Source organism: Halobacillus sp. ABR2_026 (genome assembly GCF_056158545.1).
On record NZ_JBSWTM010000001.1, the window covers coordinates 2493162 to 2512032 of the forward strand.

At 41.3% G+C, this 18871-nt stretch carries 17 protein-coding genes, 5 tRNA genes and 1 pseudogene; 3 read left to right on the top strand and 20 right to left on the bottom strand.

Translation table 11 applies throughout. From position 1 onward, the window contains the following. Positions 1-32: 32 nt before the first annotated feature. Positions 33-1484, bottom strand: coding sequence for a spore germination protein (locus tag ACXADE_RS13005; protein ID WP_474980890.1), 1452 nt, complete (start codon positions 1482-1484; stop codon positions 33-35). Between the two features lie 154 nt (positions 1485-1638). Between ACXADE_RS13005 and ACXADE_RS13010 the strand changes: the two genes are divergently transcribed. Further along, positions 1639-2499 (top strand): hypothetical protein, encoded by an 861-nt coding sequence (locus ACXADE_RS13010; protein WP_474980891.1) that lies wholly within the window; start codon positions 1639-1641, stop codon positions 2497-2499. Here ACXADE_RS13010 and ACXADE_RS13015 read toward each other — a convergent pair. The 4 genes from ACXADE_RS13015 to rpmG all read right to left on the bottom strand — a co-directional run bounded on the left by ACXADE_RS13015 (position 2496) and on the right by rpmG (position 6195). After that, positions 2496-4025 (bottom strand): rhomboid family intramembrane serine protease, encoded by a 1530-nt coding sequence (locus tag ACXADE_RS13015; RefSeq protein WP_474980892.1) that lies wholly within the window; start codon positions 4023-4025, stop codon positions 2496-2498. The genes ACXADE_RS13010 and ACXADE_RS13015 overlap by 4 nt on opposite strands. 330 nt (positions 4026-4355) lie before the next feature. Then, positions 4356-5339, bottom strand: coding sequence for an L-lactate dehydrogenase (locus tag ACXADE_RS13020; RefSeq protein ID WP_474982228.1), 984 nt, complete (start codon positions 5337-5339; stop codon positions 4356-4358). Between the two features lie 82 nt (positions 5340-5421). Continuing rightward, positions 5422-5991 (bottom strand): 5-formyltetrahydrofolate cyclo-ligase, encoded by a 570-nt coding sequence (locus ACXADE_RS13025; protein ID WP_474980893.1) that lies wholly within the window; start codon positions 5989-5991, stop codon positions 5422-5424. A gap of 54 nt (positions 5992-6045) precedes the next feature. Then, positions 6046-6195: a 50S ribosomal protein L33 gene (rpmG, locus tag ACXADE_RS13030; RefSeq protein WP_035509116.1), complete on the bottom strand. Its 150-nt coding sequence runs from the start codon at positions 6193-6195 to the stop codon at positions 6046-6048. Positions 6196-6379: 184 nt separating this feature from the next. Between rpmG and ACXADE_RS13035 the strand changes: the two genes are divergently transcribed. Next, on the top strand, positions 6380-6757 hold the full coding sequence (locus ACXADE_RS13035) for a hypothetical protein (protein ID WP_474980894.1): 378 nt from the start codon (positions 6380-6382) through the stop codon (positions 6755-6757). Beyond that, the gene (locus tag ACXADE_RS13040; RefSeq protein ID WP_474980895.1) at positions 6754-7203 is read left to right on the top strand and encodes a hypothetical protein; all 450 of its coding nucleotides are present in this window, start codon (positions 6754-6756) and stop codon (positions 7201-7203) included. The genes ACXADE_RS13035 and ACXADE_RS13040 overlap by 4 nt, the downstream gene beginning before the upstream one ends. 161 nt (positions 7204-7364) lie before the next feature. Here the strand turns inward: ACXADE_RS13040 and phoU are convergent, their stop codons facing one another. The 15 genes and pseudogenes from phoU to ACXADE_RS13115 form a co-directional block, all read right to left on the bottom strand. Beyond that, positions 7365-8024 (bottom strand): phosphate signaling complex protein PhoU, encoded by a 660-nt coding sequence (gene phoU, locus ACXADE_RS13045; RefSeq protein WP_474980896.1) that lies wholly within the window; start codon positions 8022-8024, stop codon positions 7365-7367. 20 nt (positions 8025-8044) lie between these two features. Then, entirely contained in the window at positions 8045-8893 is an 849-nt protein-coding gene (gene pstB, locus ACXADE_RS13050) for a phosphate ABC transporter ATP-binding protein PstB (RefSeq protein WP_474980897.1), read from the bottom strand. A gap of 22 nt (positions 8894-8915) precedes the next feature. Then, positions 8916-9794: a phosphate ABC transporter permease PstA gene (pstA, locus tag ACXADE_RS13055; protein WP_474980898.1), complete on the bottom strand. Its 879-nt coding sequence runs from the start codon at positions 9792-9794 to the stop codon at positions 8916-8918. Continuing rightward, on the bottom strand, positions 9794-10741 hold the full coding sequence (gene pstC, locus ACXADE_RS13060) for a phosphate ABC transporter permease subunit PstC (protein WP_474980899.1): 948 nt from the start codon (positions 10739-10741) through the stop codon (positions 9794-9796). Before pstC ends, pstA begins: the two co-directional genes overlap by 1 nt. Positions 10742-10818: 77 nt before the next feature. After that, positions 10819-11813: pseudogene (locus ACXADE_RS13065) on the bottom strand (PstS family phosphate ABC transporter substrate-binding protein). A gap of 211 nt (positions 11814-12024) precedes the next feature. Next, positions 12025-12537, bottom strand: a complete 513-nt coding sequence (locus tag ACXADE_RS13070; RefSeq protein WP_474980900.1) for a penicillin-binding transpeptidase domain-containing protein — start codon at positions 12535-12537, stop codon at positions 12025-12027. After that, on the bottom strand, positions 12494-14173 hold the full coding sequence (locus ACXADE_RS13075) for a peptidoglycan D,D-transpeptidase FtsI family protein (protein ID WP_474980901.1): 1680 nt from the start codon (positions 14171-14173) through the stop codon (positions 12494-12496). Before ACXADE_RS13075 ends, ACXADE_RS13070 begins: the two co-directional genes overlap by 44 nt. Before the next feature lie 93 nt (positions 14174-14266). Next, a complete protein-coding gene (locus tag ACXADE_RS13080) occupies positions 14267-15493 on the bottom strand; it encodes an MFS transporter (protein ID WP_474980902.1) in 1227 nt (408 codons plus the stop codon). 101 nt (positions 15494-15594) lie between these two features. Then, on the bottom strand, positions 15595-16209 hold the full coding sequence (locus tag ACXADE_RS13085; RefSeq protein ID WP_474980903.1) for a superoxide dismutase: 615 nt from the start codon (positions 16207-16209) through the stop codon (positions 15595-15597). Between the two features lie 175 nt (positions 16210-16384). Then, positions 16385-16457 (bottom strand) — tRNA-Phe (locus ACXADE_RS13090). A gap of 31 nt (positions 16458-16488) precedes the next feature. After that, a tRNA-Ser gene (locus tag ACXADE_RS13095) sits at positions 16489-16581 on the bottom strand. A gap of 11 nt (positions 16582-16592) precedes the next feature. Then, positions 16593-16669 (bottom strand) — tRNA-Ile (locus ACXADE_RS13100). Between the two features lie 3 nt (positions 16670-16672). Beyond that, positions 16673-16748 (bottom strand) — tRNA-His (locus ACXADE_RS13105). A gap of 24 nt (positions 16749-16772) precedes the next feature. Continuing rightward, a tRNA-Met gene (locus tag ACXADE_RS13110) sits at positions 16773-16849 on the bottom strand. Between the two features lie 345 nt (positions 16850-17194). Next, complete coding sequence (locus tag ACXADE_RS13115; RefSeq protein WP_474980904.1) at positions 17195-18832, bottom strand: Na/Pi cotransporter family protein; 1638 nt, start codon at positions 18830-18832, stop codon at positions 17195-17197. Between the last annotated feature and the right edge of the window lie 39 nt (positions 18833-18871).

The following is an 18871-nucleotide window of genomic DNA, read 5'->3' on the forward strand; positions in this document are numbered from 1 at the left end:
ACAAAGTTGAAAACGTAAAAAACCCTGATCGATCAGCGATCAGGGTCATCCGGGTGAAGAAAAGCCGGTCTGCGGTTTTTCAGTGGGATAGGAGAACGTAAGAGCACATCTCTTAATGGTTTCCAGGAAAACGGCAGGAAAGGCCATAGATAAGGGGTTTTAAAAGATTTCATACTAGCAAGGTACATGAGCCAAAGGGTGATTCCTAATACGTACCCTTTCAAACCGAACATTCCGGTCACAAGCAGGAGAACCAGCCGGGTTAAACGATCGGCCAGTCCAAATTCATAACTTGGTGTCGCGAATGTTCCAATGGCTGCCAAAGCAAGATATAAAACAACCTCGCTTGAAAACAGACCGACTTCCACAGCGACCTGACCAATAAGAATGGCGGCCACAAGTCCAAGCGCCGTACCCAATGTCGAAGGTGTATGAATGGCTGCCATCCGTAACATATCGATCCCAACTTCTGCGATTAAAAACTGGACGATAAGGGGTAAGGTCCCGGTGTCTGTTGGTCCTATGAAGGCGAGGGCTTCAGGAAGAAGATCCGGTCGTTTTGAAAAAAGAAAGTACAAAGGCAGTATGAATATAGATGCAAAAAATGCAAAGAATCGAACAGCTCTCAAATAAGCGCCAACCACCGGCTTCTGACGGTATTCCTCGGCATGCTGTAGATGATGCCAGAACGTGGACGGCGTAATCATAACACTCGGAGATCCATCGATAATGACTAAAATATGACCTTCATAAAGATGAGCGGCTGCTGTATCCGGTCTCTCTGTGTAACGGATGACCGGGTACGGATTCCAATACCGTCCACTGATGTATTCGTCAATGGTTTTCTCAGCCATCGGCAATGCATCTGTATCGATATCGTCCAGGACTTTCTTTAATTCTTCCACACGGTCTGAATCTGCAATATCTTTCACGTAACAAATGCAAACATCAGTTAAAGACCGACGTCCAATTTGCATATATTCCATTCGCAAAGAACGGTCTCTTACCCTTCTCCTTGTCAAAGCCGTGTTAAAGATAATAGTCTCAACAAATCCATCTCTAGATCCTCTCACGACCCTTTCAAGATCTGGCTCCTGAAGCCCACGGACGGGATAAGTCCGTGCATCAATCATGATGATTTCATCAACGCCTTCAACGACCAACGCTGTAGGGCCTGCCAATACCCAGTCAGCAACTGCATTCAAATCTTTTTTCTTATCCAATTCCACGTAAGGAAGATGTGTTTTCAGTAATTTTTCCAGAGGGTCCGGTTCCAATTGATCTGGATCCAGCTTGGAAAGAAGCTTCATTAAATAGTGCAGAATATCATCTTTAACAAATCCATCAACAAGGAATAAAGACATCCCTCTTCCCGCATAAACGAGATCAAGATGGACCATATCGAAACTCTCATCCACACCCAGACGATCTTTGAGATACGATACATTTTTTTCATAACTATCAAATAAACGTTGTTCTTCCAAAACGCATCCTCCTCTAAACCTTCTCTCGGTAGTTTCTTCTATATTGCATATTTCATACACATTAAGAGATCGAAGGATTATGCGCATGTCCAAGTGGAATGTAACATACCTTGAACTATATAAGCTTAGAGAGGATGTTCGAGGAGATGATGATTTGAAAAAAGTTTGGGTACATTGGGTACTTGTCCCTCTGGCTTTAGCTGTATTCATCGCTGTTTATACGCAATACTTCCATGAAGAAGCAGTCATCAAATATTTCCCTCTTGACGAAGGGAGTGGGTTTCATTCCTATGGAACCACCTTAAACTTCGCTTCTGAAGAAGACGAGGATGAATATGAAATCCTATGGAATATGTTCTCAGAAAGTGACAAAGCGATGTACTTAAGGCAGGACGTATCCCTTTTATATGTAAATGGCCGGCTCAAAGGTGTGGTAAGCAAATGGGAAGAAAATACGGCGGAGATCGAGAAAGAAACCTCCTTACACGGGGAGGACAGTCAAAAATATCAGGCCGTCTCCTTTCATCATGGAGAAGTCCATGAAGATCAAAGTCCGATTAAGAGTATACAAGCAAGTTCCAAGGACGAGCTGTATGTTATTGATTCCCCCCACTCCGAAAGAACCGCCTTCAAAGAACCTGCCAATCAAGAAGAGGAAGAATGGAAAAAGAGGCTGGACCATTCAATTCTTCAACAACTTGATGTTCAGTGGGGAGAATTGTTGACCTATTACGGCATTAATAAAGATGATTATTACAATGTGCCATTAACTGCCCTTGCGGATTACGATAACAAACCGCTCCCTGGAACGAATGAAGAAGATTCGGAACGTATCAAAGGACAATTATGGGAAGGGTTATACAAAAACTATGTACTAGGCATAAGTGACACTAAATCCTCCCACCCGATACAAAGTTACATCCCCTTGATTCTTTTTGATAAAAAAGGAAAACATCTGGTTGTACTGTATGAAGATGATGTTGGTAAAAAACATAGGCTCATTCAATCTTATTAACGCAGACTTTCAACGAGCTCACTAAAATCGGATACATCAGGATTAATTTCAGCGGCTCGCTTTGCATGGTCAGCGGCTTGATCCTCTTCACCTTCCTGTTTATACAATAATGCAAGATTATAATGAGCCTCTGCCATTTCAGGTGACAGTTTGATGACCTTGAGGAGGTCTTCCTTAGCAGCGTTAGTTTCCCCACTATTCAAATACGCAAAAGAACGATTGAAAAGAAGCGCTGCTTCATAACGGCCCGGGTCCTGTAAAGCTTCACTGGTAATATCTATGACTTCCTTGTACTGACCTGATTGATTTAGTTCCTGAGTTTCCTGGACTTGAGAAAGCCCCTGGTCATGGTTGAACACTCCCATATAACCTGTTACTGCCATACCTCCCAGAACCAAGAGGTACAGGGTCAAAGCTAGAAATTGCTTGAAAAGGTTCGGGCTTTTAGGCATCCGCACAACAGCGGTTGCCACGAAGCCTCCGATCATCCCCCCGATATGGGCTCCATTGTCAATCTGGGGTACGAATAAACCAAATAGAATATTTAGAATGACAATAAAAATTAGATTCCACCCCATTGTCCGGAAGAATAATTGTTTATACTGAACACCGAAAAATAACAATGCCCCAAACAACCCGAAAATGGCTCCGGATGCCCCTGCGGCAACATTCGGATTCAACATAAAACTTGCTACTCCCCCGAACACACCTGCAAGGAAATAAACCCATGTAAAGCGCCACGTCCCATATAATTTTTCTACGGCAGTTCCCAAATAATACAACGCAAACATGTTCATGAATAAATGAAGAAAACCAATATGAAGGAACATTGAAGTAACGATTCTCCACCATTCACCATCCATGATCGCAGGGTTGAATTTAGCTCCGTATTGTATCAATGTTTGGACAGAAGTACTGTCCCCTGTCCATTCTAAATAAAGAAATATTAAAATATTAGCGGCAAGCAGGAAATAAGTCATTCGTGGCTTTCCGTAATCAAAAATCGACAGGACTTCTTTTCTTTGGTCCTGCTGTTTCTTGACAAGCTGGTGTTTCAGATAAGGAAGCATCGCTTCCATTTCACTTTCATTCACATTCTGCTCCTCTGGAGGGGCTTCTCGGTTGAATACGTGATAAAACTTCTTTATCTCTTCCGATTTGTGTTCGTCATCCAAATAATAAATGTTTACGGGAGTTCTGTTAAAGTATCCTTCGTCTATAGCATTTTCCCACTCCTCAACTGGAGGATATTCAGCAATGTATAAAGCATGAAAGTTCACCTTTCCTCCCCGGAACAAACGTTTATTCTGCGATAATTGGCGATAGGATTTATAAAGATCATTGCGCAGCTCATTTTTCCAATTGATCTGTTGATGACATAGGCGGACAACATGAGTCTGCCAGCCTTTTTCCGTTTCGAGCCAGACTTCCCCACGCTCCGTATTCATTGTAAGTATCTGAAACCCTTGTTTTAGGACAAGGTCATAAGTAAGCTTCCACAAATAATATTCCTGTTCAATAAACAAGTAAAATCCCCTCCATACAACATTAATCATACCATGCGCCTTATTCACGGAGCTAACTGAATGTATTGAAAAAAGCCGTCAGGAAAGTATCCTGACAGCTTCGTTGTTTCATAATCCCCGAAACATTTGGGAAAGGAATTTATGCCTAACCCATGGAATATTCATAGATATGCGAACAAGGATCTTCCGGAGAAATGGAATTCGTGTAACAATATCCAGTATTTTATATCGATATTTATAAACCGTCCCCACAATTGACCCGATTATCGTAATCCACCTGAAGATTTGACGCATTTCATCCACCTCTTCTTTAATTAGGTGCACTTATTTTTAACAAGAGCCCTCATCCTTATACATGTAATGCTTAATCACAGGATTCATAGACTCTTTTAGGATGGAGGAAGATAATTCAAAACTTTCCTGTTCAGAATCGGAGAGTTTCAATTCCACGACTTCTCGAATACCTTTCCGATTGACGATAGCTGGGACTCCAATATAAAGATCCTGCACACCGTACTGACCATTCAAATAACAAGAAACCGTCAAAGCTGCATTTTCGTTGTGTAAAATTGCTTTCGTCAACCGCACCAATCCCATAGCAATTCCATAATGAGTCGCGCCTTTACGTTCGATGATATGATAAGCCGCATCCCTCACCTGTTCAAAAATAAGGTCAAGATCCTTCTTGTCGTAAATATCCGGGCGTTCTTGGATTCTATCGGAAACTGATCGACCGGCAACATTCGCATGACTCCAAACAGGTAGTTCAGAATCACCATGTTCCCCCATTATATAAGCGTGGACGTTACGAGCATCTATGTTAAAATACTCGCTAAGCTTGAAACGTAAACGGGCAGTATCTAGAATGGTCCCGGATCCAATCACGCGTTCAGAAGGCAGGCCTGAAAACTTCCAGGTCATATAAGTTAATATGTCAACGGGGTTCGTTGCGACAAGGAAAATCCCATCAAAACCACTCGCCATGACAGCATTTACGATCGATTTAAAAATAGCTGTATTCTTCTCAAGAAGGTCAAGCCTAGTTTCACCTGGCTTTTGGTTCGACCCAGCAGTAATTACGACAAGATCTGCTTGTTGACAATCTGAATAATCCCCAAACCATATTTTCTTATTTGCAGGTGCGAAAGCAAGGCCGTGATTCAAATCCATAGCATCGCCTTCCGATTTTTCCTTATTGAGGTCAATCATCACAAGTTCATCCGCCACTCCCTGATTCAAAAGAGCAAAGGCGTAACTTGAGCCAACAGCACCTGTACCTATTAAAGCTACTCGATTTACATGTTCCAAACTTATCCCTCCCTCTCTCTCCTTATTATATCCCCCTATCTTGCTCAATACTTCACAAGGTATGAATTTTTTATGACATTCCGCCCCCCTAAAACTTATAGGTAGACTTTATTCCACTTTCAGTAAGCAGATACTCCACTCGTTGATCAAATTCTTCAGTTGGAAGTGGAGAACATTCCTGTAGATCGGACGCTAACATCATGGTAACCCCTCGGAACCCTTCAATGAATCGATCAAAATATCCTCCCCCATAGCCTATTCTGTAGCCCTTATTATCAAATAACAGTCCAGGCACAAGGAGAAGGTCTATATCGGATTTCGCGACGGACAAACACTCTTCGGGCTTAGGTTCTCTCAATCCGAAATATACCCTTTCCAATTGATCATACTTTTCTAAAGAGTAGAACTCCATTTGCCTATTTTCAGGTATACATTTTGGTACAACGATGGTTTTTCCAGCCCGCCATCCTTCTTCGATGATGGGTTCAGTAGACCATTCATGACTTTGGGATAAAGTGATGCCTATAACCCTAGCTTGCTTCCATAATTCACTCGAAAATAAAAATTGCTGTATCTCAGCTTCCGTTCGCTGCTTTTCTTTCACGCTGATTTCCTGAAGAATTTCTTTTCCTTTAAACCTAAGTTCATTCTTTTCCATAATTTCACACCCTTTTATGGATATAAAAAAAACAGTAGGAAATAATCCTACTGTTTACTTAGTTTCGCGGTGAAGCGTGTGCTTACCTACGCGTGGGCTGTATTTCATAAGCTCCAGACGCTCAGGGTTTTTACGCTTGTTTTTTGTGCTAATATAATTGCGGTCACCGGTTTCAGTGCATGCAAGTGTAATGTTTACGCGCATTATTATTCCTCCTAATCATAAGTGCTGTTCACTGTCTCATTCACATTATCAGACTAATTCATAATACCAAAAACGGTGATAGCTTTCAAGTAGTTATTCACGTAAAAAACGGTGAAATATCCCATAGCCATGCTACTAGAACTATGATATAAATAAATGTGGAAAAGAAAAGGAGTGATATAGCTTGATCTACGCAATAGGTACCCTGGCTGCTGTATCTCTTGGTCTTTTTATCCTTTCTTTCTTTTTGAATGATCGAATGAAAGATTTAGAAAACCAAGTGGAACAAGTCAATATGACGATGATGCAGAGCAACTACCAGCTTAAAAAGAAAATGAAAGTATTAGAAGAAGAACTATTGGCTGAAGATTTAACGGAGGAAATAATGAAGCAGCCAACCGTTAAGAAAGAAACATCAACAAAGATGCCCTTGGTGGATACAGTCCTTACCATGTATCAAAAAGGCTACAAGGTTCATTATATAGCGAAGCAAACCAACCTGAGTGAGCATGATGTCCAGTCCATGATCCACAGACAAAAAAGCGAAGGTGTTCAAACATGAAACAGTGGATCCGCTCATATGCACTAGGATTATTCACAGCCGTCCTGATATTCACAATCATTTATTTGAACACAGATGATCCGTCTTCAACTTCCGCTAAAATGTCAGATGACCCGGACGAACTCATCCAACAACTGGAAGAGAAAGGGTATCAAACACTGACGAACGAAGAATGGAATGCACTCAAGGAGAGTTCCAAGCAACAGAAGACGACTTCACCTCCAGCAGAAGATCCTGTGAAGACGTTTTCCATGGATATTACACCAGGAACAACAACTGATGAGATTAGTGATAAGCTGGTCAATGCTCAAATCATAGAGGACGCAGCAGCTTTTGAATCCTTCATGCAAGATAACGATTACAGCCGATACATACAAATTGGTCAGGCTACGTTAAATTCTCAAATGTCCCTCCAAGAAATTGCAGAAGCTATTACTTCAAAATAAAGAAGCCGCTGGATCCAGCGGCTTCTTTATTTATTTTCTATGAACTGTGCTTTCTTTTGTTGCCTAACTATTTTTGGCTGTTTCCTGCATGAGTATGTATTTCTGCGGAAAGGTTTTTGGCGATAAGAAAGGCATGAACTTAGGGTTCATGCCTTTACAAACTACCTATTCAAATCAAATGTTCTTCCTTTCACCAGATAAAAGATACTCTCACCTATATTAGTAATATGATCCGCGAATCGCTCAATATATCTGGCTATATAGGCCATTTGCATAATATGCTGAATTTGTTCAGGATTAATTGCCGTCAATTCCAGCATCTCTTTTACTATAGTTCCATATTTCTTATCTATCACATCATCCATCTCAGCAAGCTTCTTCGCGAGAGAAATGTCTTCATATTCAAATGCCTTAATAGCCAGGTCCACCATATCCATAGCAAGGATCGCCATCTCCCTTAACTCGGGATCAATCTCTATACCATGACTCTCTCCTAAATGGATAGTAGCTTTCGCAATATTTGTAGAATGATCGGCCATACGTTCCAGATCGCTTGAAATTTTTATTGCAATAATGATTCTTCTCAAATCTCTAGCCACTGGTTGTTGTTTTGCAAGCATTAGTATAGCGTCATCATTGATCTTCTCTTCTTTTTGATCGATAACCGCATCATCTTCTAAAATCTTTTTAGCTGCGTCAACATCTCCCTGATAAAGGACGTGTATGGCATGATCTAATGAATATTTGGCATCGAAAGCAAGTTCTTTAATTTTCTTTTTAAGTTCCTCGAGCTCTTCTTCGAAATGAACACGGATTGACATAAAAAATCCCCCCTGAAATATTAGCCGAAGCGTCCAGTAATATAGTCTTCTGTTCGCTTATCGTGAGGATTTTGGAACAAGTCATCGGTGTCAGCGAACTCGATTAATTCTCCATTTAAGAAAAATGCCGTTTTATCTGAAATACGTGCAGCCTGCTGCATGTTGTGTGTCACAATGATAATGCTGTATTTTTCTTTCAATTCCTGCACTAGCTCCTCAACTTTAGCTGTAGAAATCGGATCCAGTGCAGATGTTGGCTCATCCATTAAGATGACATCAGGCTCAACGGCCAATGCACGGGCGATACATACACGTTGCTGCTGCCCACCAGAAAGTCCATAAGCATTTTCATTCAGACGATCTTTCAACTCATCCCAAATTGCTGCACCCCTCAAACTTTTCTCAACGATTTGGTCCAATACTTCTTTCTTCTTAATGCCATGGATTCTAGGCCCGTATGCAACATTATCATACACGCTCTTAGGAAACGGGTTTGGCTTTTGAAAGACCATCCCCACTTTAGTACGAAGGTATTCTTGCTTATATTTACTGCTAAAAATTTCCTGATCACGATATTTGATTGAACCAGATGTTTTGACAATCGGAACCATCTCAACCATACGATTTAACGTTTTTAAGAACGTTGACTTTCCGCAACCTGATGGGCCGATAATTGCGGTCACTTGTTTCTCTGGTACATCCATGTTTACTTCATACAAAGCTTGGTCTGATCCGTACCATAAATTCAAGTCGTTCACTTCAATAATGCTGTCAGCTTTCTCTTTTTTAATTCCCTCTTTTTTTACTTCAGGCTTAGTTGTACCTTGATTTACCTTTTGGTTTGTTTTCTCTTCCATTACTTTATTCATATGGAAACCCTCCTCATCCTAATTAAAGACGACGTTGAAATTTATTTCTGATTAAAACAGCAATTGAGTTCATGAGTAGCAGGACTGCTAACAGAACAATAATTCCAGCCCCTGCGACAAACTGCCATTCTTCCTGAGGTCGCCCCGTCCAGTTGTAAATCTGAATGGGCATGACTGTATATTTTGCAAGCAATGAATCAGGGAGCGTGTAGATTGCAGTTGCAGCACCAACAATTATTAGTGGAGCCGTTTCACCGATTGCACGGGATAAAGCTATAATAGCCCCCGTAAGAATCCCTGGTATGGCTGCAGGTAGTATGACACGTGCAATGGTCTGCCATTTGGAAGCTCCCATACCGTAGGAAGCCTCTTTAATTTCAGCTGGTACTGAACGAACGGCTTCCTGAGCAGCCACCACGATAACCGGAAGAATTAGCAAAGCCATAGTGAGCCCGCCGGCAATCAGTGTATAACCAAAATTAAACATATACACAAAGAATGTTAAGCCAAGGAGTCCAAATACGATGGATGGCACACCTGCCAAGTTTTGAATGTTTACTCGAATAAAGTCCGTAATTTTATTTTTAGGTGCATATTCTTCTAAATAGATAGCTGTTGCTACACCAATAATGACCGCGAAAATAGCAACGATGATCATTAAGAATACAGATCCGATCAGCCCAGCGTATATCCCTGCTTCTTCTGGGTACGGGGCTGGGAAATTCAAGATATAATCAAGACTTAAATAACCAATTCCTTGAGTCAATACACGATAAAAAAGTAAAACTAGAAATACTAATCCTACGGCAGTAGCCAATCCGAACAATACCATAAGGACTTTGTTGAGGGCTACTCTACCTTCCATTCGTTTCTTAATATTTTGTTCATTCTGACCAAGCATCAATATTCCTCCCTGAACTTACGAGAAATGTACTGAGCAATGAGGTTCATGACAAGTGTAAATACGAACAACGTCATACCTACTGCATACAAACTGTAATAGATGGTGGACCCGAAAGTAGTATCACCCGTAGCTGCCTGTACAATAAAAGCAGTCATCGTCTGGATGGATTCTGTCGGATCGAAAGTCATATTAGGTGTTGCTCCTGCTGCAATGGTAACGATCATCGTTTCACCTATAGCTCTAGAAATGGCAAGCACAATAGAAGCAACGATGCCAGATAGAGCCGCGGGAAGTACTACCTTAAATACAACTTCCAATTTTGTTGCACCTAACCCATACGCACCTTCTCTTAATGCATTGGGAACAGAATTCATAGCATCTTCAGAAAGGGAAGCTACCATAGGAATAATCATAATACCGACGACAAAGCCACCACTTAGGGCGTTAAAAATACCTAAATCAGGAATAAAAGATTGAAACATTGGTGTAATGAATGTTAAGGCAAAATAACCATAAACGACGGTAGGGATTCCTGCCAATACTTCCAAAACAGGTTTAATAACCCTTCTTACTTTATCATTTGCATATTCACTCAAAAATATGGCAGACATAAGTCCTAATGGTACAGCTACCACTGTAGCGATTAATGTGATGAGTAATGTACCACCGATCAATGGAGCAACTCCATACTCACCAGACCATGGCGACCAGCTTGTACCTGTATAAAAGTCAACTAAAGACACGTTAGAAAAGAAGCCAATAGACTCTCTCAACAGAGTAAATAATATCCCAATCGTTGTAAGTACACTAACGGCAGCACAAAGAAGCAAGAAAAAAGGAATAATCTTTTCTATTCTTTCCCCAAAACTTTTTTTCTTCTTATTTCTTTCAATCATTTGTTGGACGTCAATCATTTTCCCCTCGGATTGTAACCCCTTGTCCATCAAAAAAACTCCTCTCATCCATAAGGCAAGGTGAGACCCCTAAAAGTCTCACCTTCCTTGTTAGGTTTTCAAATCAGTTACTCAGCCCAGCCTTTAGCTGTGTCAAGTTGTTCTTGATACTTGTCTTCTGGAAGGGCAACATATCCTACTTCTTCAGCAGCTTTTCCAGCATTGTTCAATGTGTACTCAACGAAATCGCGAACCTGTGCTTTTTCTTTATAAGCATTCACATTCACGTAAGTGAACAACGGACGGGAAAGTGGCGTGTAGGAACCATCTTGAATTGTTTCAGGGTTTGGTTTCACAGCTTCGTTTCCGCCTTCAGAAATTCCAAGAACTTTCAAAACATCTTCGTTTTCAGCAAAGTAAGCATATCCGAAGAATCCAATTGCGTTTGGATCATTTTCAATACCACGAACAAGCACGTTATCATCTTCAGAAAGTGTTGTATTTTCGCCTTCTTTCATCGGCTCTTCTTCAAGGATTACCTCGTTGAAATAATCAAAAGTACCAGAGTCATGTCCAGGGCTGAAGATTTTGATTTCCTCTTCAGGCCATTCCGGGTTAATATCAGACCACATCTTAGCGTCAGAAGAATCAAGGAAGATTGCTTCAACTGTTCGATTGTCAATTCATCAACAAAGTCGTTTTGTTGACTTACAACTACAGAAAGACCATCATACGCAAGTTCTAATTCTTCTAGTTGAATGCCGTTTTCTTCGGCAGTTGCCATTTCTTCTTCTTTAATAGGGCGAGAAGCATTACTCAAGTCAATCTCACCAACTGTAGATTTCTTGAAACCACCACCAGAACCGGAAGAGTTAACTGTGACATTTACATCAGGATTTTCCTGATTGTATGTGTAAGTCAAATTTTCCATGATCGGGAATACAGTAGATGAACCATCAATTGCGATTGGTCCGGAAACCTCTTCAGAACCTTCAGCGTTTGAACTTTCTTCATCATTGTTACCTTCCGCAGCCGGTTCCTCTTGGAATCCTCCACATGCTGCAAGAACACCAAGTACTAGAATGAACGTTAGCATTAGTGCCAAACTTTTAAAGTTTTTCATTTCTTACTCCCCCTATTTCTATGGTTATGTTTTGTCGTTGACGGCTTGGCCAACTCACATTTTATATACTAACGAGAGAGTTTTAATGACATATGAACCAAACGTAAAGGTTTTGTAAATTGAAGTTTTTTGTTGAATAATCTTCCTGGCGTCAGGGTATATCTCATCATTTTCTTTCGCTAATAATAAAAAAAGAGTGATACTTGTCGTATCACTCCTCAGTTTCTGCTTCTTCTTCTGAATTATTCGCTTGAATACCGTTCTTCTCCCGCTCTTCTTTTAGTTCAAAATAGGCCTGACCGATTCTCGCTCCTATCTTGTTGCTGATATCAAATGTACTGGTTGCATTTTCACCCAAATAAGGAGAAACAATTGAAAAGGCAATTTCAGGATCATTCGAAGGAGCGTATCCTACAAGTGTTTTATTTAGAAGATTTTTATAGGACGTCCGTTCTCCGTTGTCATGAAATACGGTTTTAAACGATTGGGCCGTTCCCGTTTTGACAGCCATGTCATATTTAGCAAAAGGATCTTTGGAGAAGACGTGGCTCGCTGTCCCCTGGTTCGTCTGTGCCACCCTTCTGAAACCTTCCTGAACACGGTTAATGTAAGTAGAATCCATTTCCAATTGATTCAGAACCTGTGGGCTATAGTCTTTATAAAGCGGCCCTAAACCATCTTCAAGTGACGGTTCGTGCACACTCTTCACTAATCTTGGACGCATTTCGATCTCCGCCGTTTGCAACGGTGGATACATACTGGTTCAGTTGCATCGGCGTATAGGCACTGAACTGTCCAATAGAAAAATCGAGAATATGCCCAGGGTTAAGAGGCTGATTCGTAACTCCGGAAGCTTCATAAGGGAAGTCAATTCCTGTTTGGACGCCAAGACCAAACTGATTAAAATTGAAGATAAAGTTATCATAAGTCCCCTCTTTCAGAGACAAATAGTTCATATTATATTGATTGCTGTATTCCCCACCAAGGTACATCGCAAGGAAGTACATATATACGTTTGAGGATTGTTGCAGAGCAGCTACGTCATTGACAGTGCCAATGTTTGAAGTATAGGAACCTTTTTGCCCACCGCCAATCGTAATCGGCCTGTCATTAATCCAGGTGCTCGGCGTCACAGCTCCTTCATGTAACCCTGTAAGCACAGTAGCGCCTTTCACAACTGATCCCGGCATATAGGAATTATAGAGAGCCTGGTGCGACGTATCGCTGAATCGTGATTCTCCTTCCTCAGGATTCCTGTTATATGTCTGCCCGGTGATTGCTAAAACTTCGCCTGTATTTGGATCTGAAACTACAGCAATCGAATTTTCCAGATGTCTGTTGGGCCCCGGTGCTTTCCGTATCGCAGCTTCCAATTCTTCCTGAACGATCTCGTTGACTCTTTCCTGCAGCTCCATATCGATGGTCAAAACAAGATCTTTTCCTTTTTCTCCTTCACGGATCACCTTAGAATCGATGACATTGTTATTCTTATCTGTTTCATACTGCACTTTTTCTTTCGTACCTCTCAGTACATCCTCATACTCCTGTTCCAATCCGCTAGTCCCTACACGGTCATTCCGGCTGTAATCAAGGGACATGAAATAATCAAGCTGATCTCTAGGTACCCCTTGCTCCTTGGAAGTTATACTTCCGATATAACTGCGGAAAGTGGATTCATACGGATATGTACGCTCCCAATCTGATGTTACATTAATACCCGGAAGATCAGCTAAATGCTCAGCTACTACCGAATACTCGCGCTCCGAAATATCCGTATTTTTCAACACGTGGGGAGCGAGGGCATATGCTTTGTCTAACTCTTTTTTAATAGCAATGATCTCTTTAGTCTGATCATCATAACCAGAGATTTCTTCTTCTTTAATACTGTCTAATTGAAGTTGATACACATCCCCGTTATCCATCTCAGACGTATCTACATCTTCGATCCGTGCCGTCACTTCATCTTGATGTTTAAGGAAAAAATATTCTTTAAAATCTCTTTCTGTCAACTTTCCTTCAAATTCCATATTAATATACTTCGAGATAGCCTCCGCCAGGTGAAGTTTATCATTGGGCTGGACACCTTTAGGTGGTGTATACGTAATCGAGTATAATGGCTGATTATCCACCACTACCCGTCCATAACGATCATACATTTCACCCCTGGGAACCGGGATACTTGTCGTTGTGTTTTCTGTACGGTCAATTTCGTCCTGAGCTTCTTCCCCATTCAATATTTGGACAACCCCGAGCTGGAGAATAATTCCAGCGAATATTAGGAAAACCACAAAAAACACCACGTTCAATCGGAAAGAAAGGTGTGATTTGTGCTTGGATTTATTTTTATTCTTCTTTCCCATGAACTCCTCTCCTTCTACTAAGCTTCATTTATTATAGCATTTTTTCCATGCAGTAGAATAGACGAAGCTCATGGGTGTTTGGTTTCATTTCTGTCAGGATTCTGTATATTGTGTGTCTATACCTTTTACAAAAAAGTAAATGAAAAAGTGTCCCCCTCCAACAATCAAAAGGATATAAGGAATTCCTGTTTCAGGTGGAATGAGAGTAATGGCAAAAAGAAAGATGATAATCGACAATACCCTCCCGAAATTGAGAAAGACTTCTCTTACGACGATATATTCGATTCTCATCTCTGCTGCATTCCAGGATTTCCCGATCACATCATACGTTAATGAAATATAAGGGACATAAAGCATTGGGAAAAACACACCAGCCACTCCTGCATAGATGAGCAATAGTGTCATCGTATCACTAAACAGTAAGATCAACACGCTTAAATATAATGCAAGGCCTGATATAAGAATGGCTTTCTTTCTTCGTGTTGGTTTTACCCAACGGCTGACCAGAAAATAAAACAGGAAGGAAAAACCTGAATAAACCAAGTTGAACACTCCCAACGACAATTCGTCATTGGTCATTAAGAAAATCCAAATGGATACAGCAAACAAAAAAGTTCCTTCTCTAAATCCTTGCGATATGTGAGCGTTTAATATCCGCTTCCAGTTCGGGTTATTTTTTCTTTCCACTACAATTCTACGGACAGAAAAATTCCCTTGCGCTTTCCTTCTAGATAACCCTAAGCTTACGAGCACGGCCACAATGAATAATCCGAACGAAATTGCAAAGATCACCGTATAGCCGGTGAAGTTGTTCAAACGGGAAATGATATACCCCGCAAGTAACGGTCCCGTCATCCCTCCAAGCGACTGTAGTACACCCAGAAATCCATTAAAAAAGTCTCTCGTTTCAGGTTCTGTAATCTCAAAAGTCAACACATTGTAAGCAAGCCAATAAAAGCCATATCCGACCCCTAATAAAGATCCAAGCATAATATTAAAAGTCGCAGCGCGTTCCCCAACCATTAAAACCGTCAAAAAAAACAAGGAAAGAACAGTTACTCCGGTTCTTAAAACAATGACTCGATCTATTCTCTTCGCGCATTTTCCCGCTAATATGAATGTCAATGGCTGCAAGACGTAAATAGCTAAGTTGTATAGGGCAATGTCAATGTAGCTATTGGATTGCTTCCATAAGTATATGTTCACAAATGTACTGGATAAGAATATCCCGAGAGAGTATAGTCCCCCAATGAGAAGTAACAGCAATAAATCTTTTGATACATTTTCGTGGCTGAGCCACACGCGCAGCTTACTCACCATATCCATGTCTCCTTTGTGTTCATCATTAGTGTTTTCAGAACATAAGGAGATATACAAAAAGAGCGGCATGGATTAAAATCCATGCCGCTCTTTTTGTGAAATTATTTTGCTGCTTCGTAACGATTTGAAACTTCATCCCAGTTCACAACGTTCCAGAATGCTGAAACATAGTCAGGACGACGATTTTGGTAATTCAGGTAATAAGCATGCTCCCAAACATCAAGGCCTAGGATTGGAGTTTTACCTTCCATAATAGGAGAATCCTGGTTAAGGGTATCGATAACTTCCAGATTGCCATTATTGACAACTAACCAAGCCCATCCAGATCCGAAACGACCTTTTGCCGTCTCTTCAAATTTTTCTTTAAACTGATCAAGGCTTCCGAACGTATCATTGATTTTAGTCGCAAGCTCTCCTGCCGGCTCGCCGCCGCCATTTGGAGACATGATCGTCCAGAAAAGGCTGTGGTTAGCATGGCCCCCACCATTACGACGTACCGCTGTACGGATATCTTCCGGTACAACAGATAGGTTGTTGGATAGAAGTTCTTCCAAAGATTTGTCCTGAAGGTCAGCATGTCCTTCAAGCGCATTGTTAAGCTTTGTTACATATCCGTTGTGGTGCTTCGTATGGTGGATGTTCATAGTTTCCTTATCAATAGTAGGTTCCAGAGCATCATAAGCATAAGGTAGTTCTGGTAGTTCAAATTTAGCCATAATGTAACTCCTCCTTTTAAAAGTATGTAAAAACGAAGCGTTACGCTTCACTTTTTACATTATCAAACGGAATTTTGATTGGCAAATGATTTGCATCACGATATTAAGAATTCCCTTAAAGTAAATTTTCAAACATAAAAAAAACAATCAAGCCTACGCTTGATTGTTAAATGAGTGGCTCGGGACGGAATCGAACCGCCGACACACGGATTTTCAGTCCGTTGCTCTACCGACTGAGCTACCGAGCCATTAGCAAATATGTTTATTCAATATGTATGATGGCGGAGGAGGAGGGATTCGAACCCCCGCGGGCCGTAAAGCCCCTGGCGGTTTTCAAGACCGCTCCCTTCAGCCAAACTTGGGTACTCCTCCGTATCATTTTATGGTGGACCCTGCAGGACTCGAACCTGCGACCGATCGGTTATGAGCCGATAGCTCTAACCAGCTGAGCTAAGGGTCCACATGGGGCGGTTGATGGGAATCGAACCCACGAATGCCGGAACCACAATCCGGTGCGTTAACCACTTCGCCACAACCGCCACGTTTTTTATTAGTATATGTAATGGTAGCGGCGGAGGGGATCGAACCCCCGACCTCACGGGTATGAACCGTACGCTCTAGCCAGCTGAGCTACACCGCCATTTAATCGCTTATGAGCGACTTAATTAATATAACATGACATTATGTTGTCGTCAATCATTATTTCGTTACTAATTGGGCGACAGAAATAATATACCACGCCCACCTCTTCCTTTCAAGGTATTTTATATAAAAACCACCAAAAATACAGGATTTTCAGCATTAAATCTGCTCATTAAACGAAAAGTAATAGACCACTTCCTTCATACTGCCAAAAGGAAAGCCATCATTTGAATCTCATATGAATACACCCTCAAACGTAAGAGGGTTATCCACTTTTCCAAAAACAACAATAACAAAGGCACAAGACAAAAAAAGACGGCTGCAATAGCCGTCTTTTCCAAATTTATAGACTGTCTTTTTCACCCAGTACTTCTTCCGCGATGTTCACAGCGTGATCACCGATACGCTCCAAGTTGCTGATCATATCTACAAATACAATTCCCGCTTGTCCAGAGCACACACCTTCATTCAAGCGAATGATGTGCTTCTTACGGTAACTGCGTTCCATACGGTCTAACTCATTCTCTTTTTGCACGACAGCAAGTGCTTCTTCACGGCTCATCGTTTCAAGAGATCTCGTTGCCTGTTTAACAGTCATCAGGGTTAGATCGAACATCGTGTTCAAGTCTTCAATAGCTTGAGGAGTTAGGTTTACTTTGTTTGAATTTTTATAATCAATCAACTCGATAATGTTTTCGAAGTGATCACCAATACGCTCCAAGTCTCTGACAGAGTCCATGAGTGCGGAGTGTTTATGACTTTCTTCATCGGAAAGAGAAGCTTGAGAAAGATCTACAAGATAATCTGTGATTTTTCGGTCAAGGTTATTTAATGCATCTTCAATCTGCATAGCAAGTTCCGAGTGTTTTTGCTGTTTATTGTTTAGATATAAGCTTGTCTCTTCAAGTCCTTTATAGGCATATTCACCCATTCGAACAACTTCTTCTTTTGCCTGATCCAAAGCAAGGGATGGAGATTGTTCAATGAAAATCGGATCAAGGTGTTGAGGTTTATGATCAATTTCCGAATCTTTGCCGGGTACCAGTTTAATGACGACCCATGCCAATACAGCAATGAACGGGAACTGGACGACAGCATTCGCAATGTTAAATGATCCATGAGCAAAAGCGATAGTCATTTCCGGTCCCAGATCCATACTCGTCTGCAGCCAGTTCACATAGCGCTCGAACGGAACGAGAAAAATTAAGAATACCGTTGCTCCGAGGACGTTAAAGATGACATGGGCGAACGCAGCACGTTTCGCTCCTACACTAGCACCGATAGAAGCAAGGACAGCCGTAATTGTTGTTCCGATATTATCTCCAAACAATACAGGAATGGCAGCTTGTAAATCAACTAGTCCTTCTCCAAGCAAGGTTTGCAAAATACCAATTGTAGCACTGGAACTTTGAACAATTACTGTAAACAATGTCCCTACAATAACCCCTAAGATCGGGTTATCACTCATACTTACGGTTAGATCCTGGAAGGCCTGTAAAGAACGTAGAGGTTTCACACCGCCACTCATAACTTCAAGACCAAAGAATAGTGCACCCAGACCAAAAATAGTCTGACCGAAATTCGCCACCTTCTTACTCTTGAAGAAAAATAAGAGGAAGGCTCCAACGGCAAGAATCGGCAAGCCGTAGGCTTTAATATCTATACCAATAATAAATGCGGTCATAGTCGTACCGATGTTGGCCCCCATAATAACACCGATCGCTTGTCTGAATGTCATAAATCCAGCATTGACGAGTCCTACAGTGAGTACTGTAGTTGTACTACTACTTTGCAACAGAATTGTTACGACAGTACCGGCTATTACACCCATGAAAGGATTGCTCGTAAATCGGTCCAGAAGCTCCCTTAAACGATCTCCGGCCGTACGTTGCAATCCGTCTGCCATATACTTCAAACCAAATAGAAAGATCCCGAGTCCACCGATGAATTCAAATATCATCTGTTGCACATCGATTTCCATGTTCTCCACCCTTTCTTCATCCAAGTTTCATCATTTTTC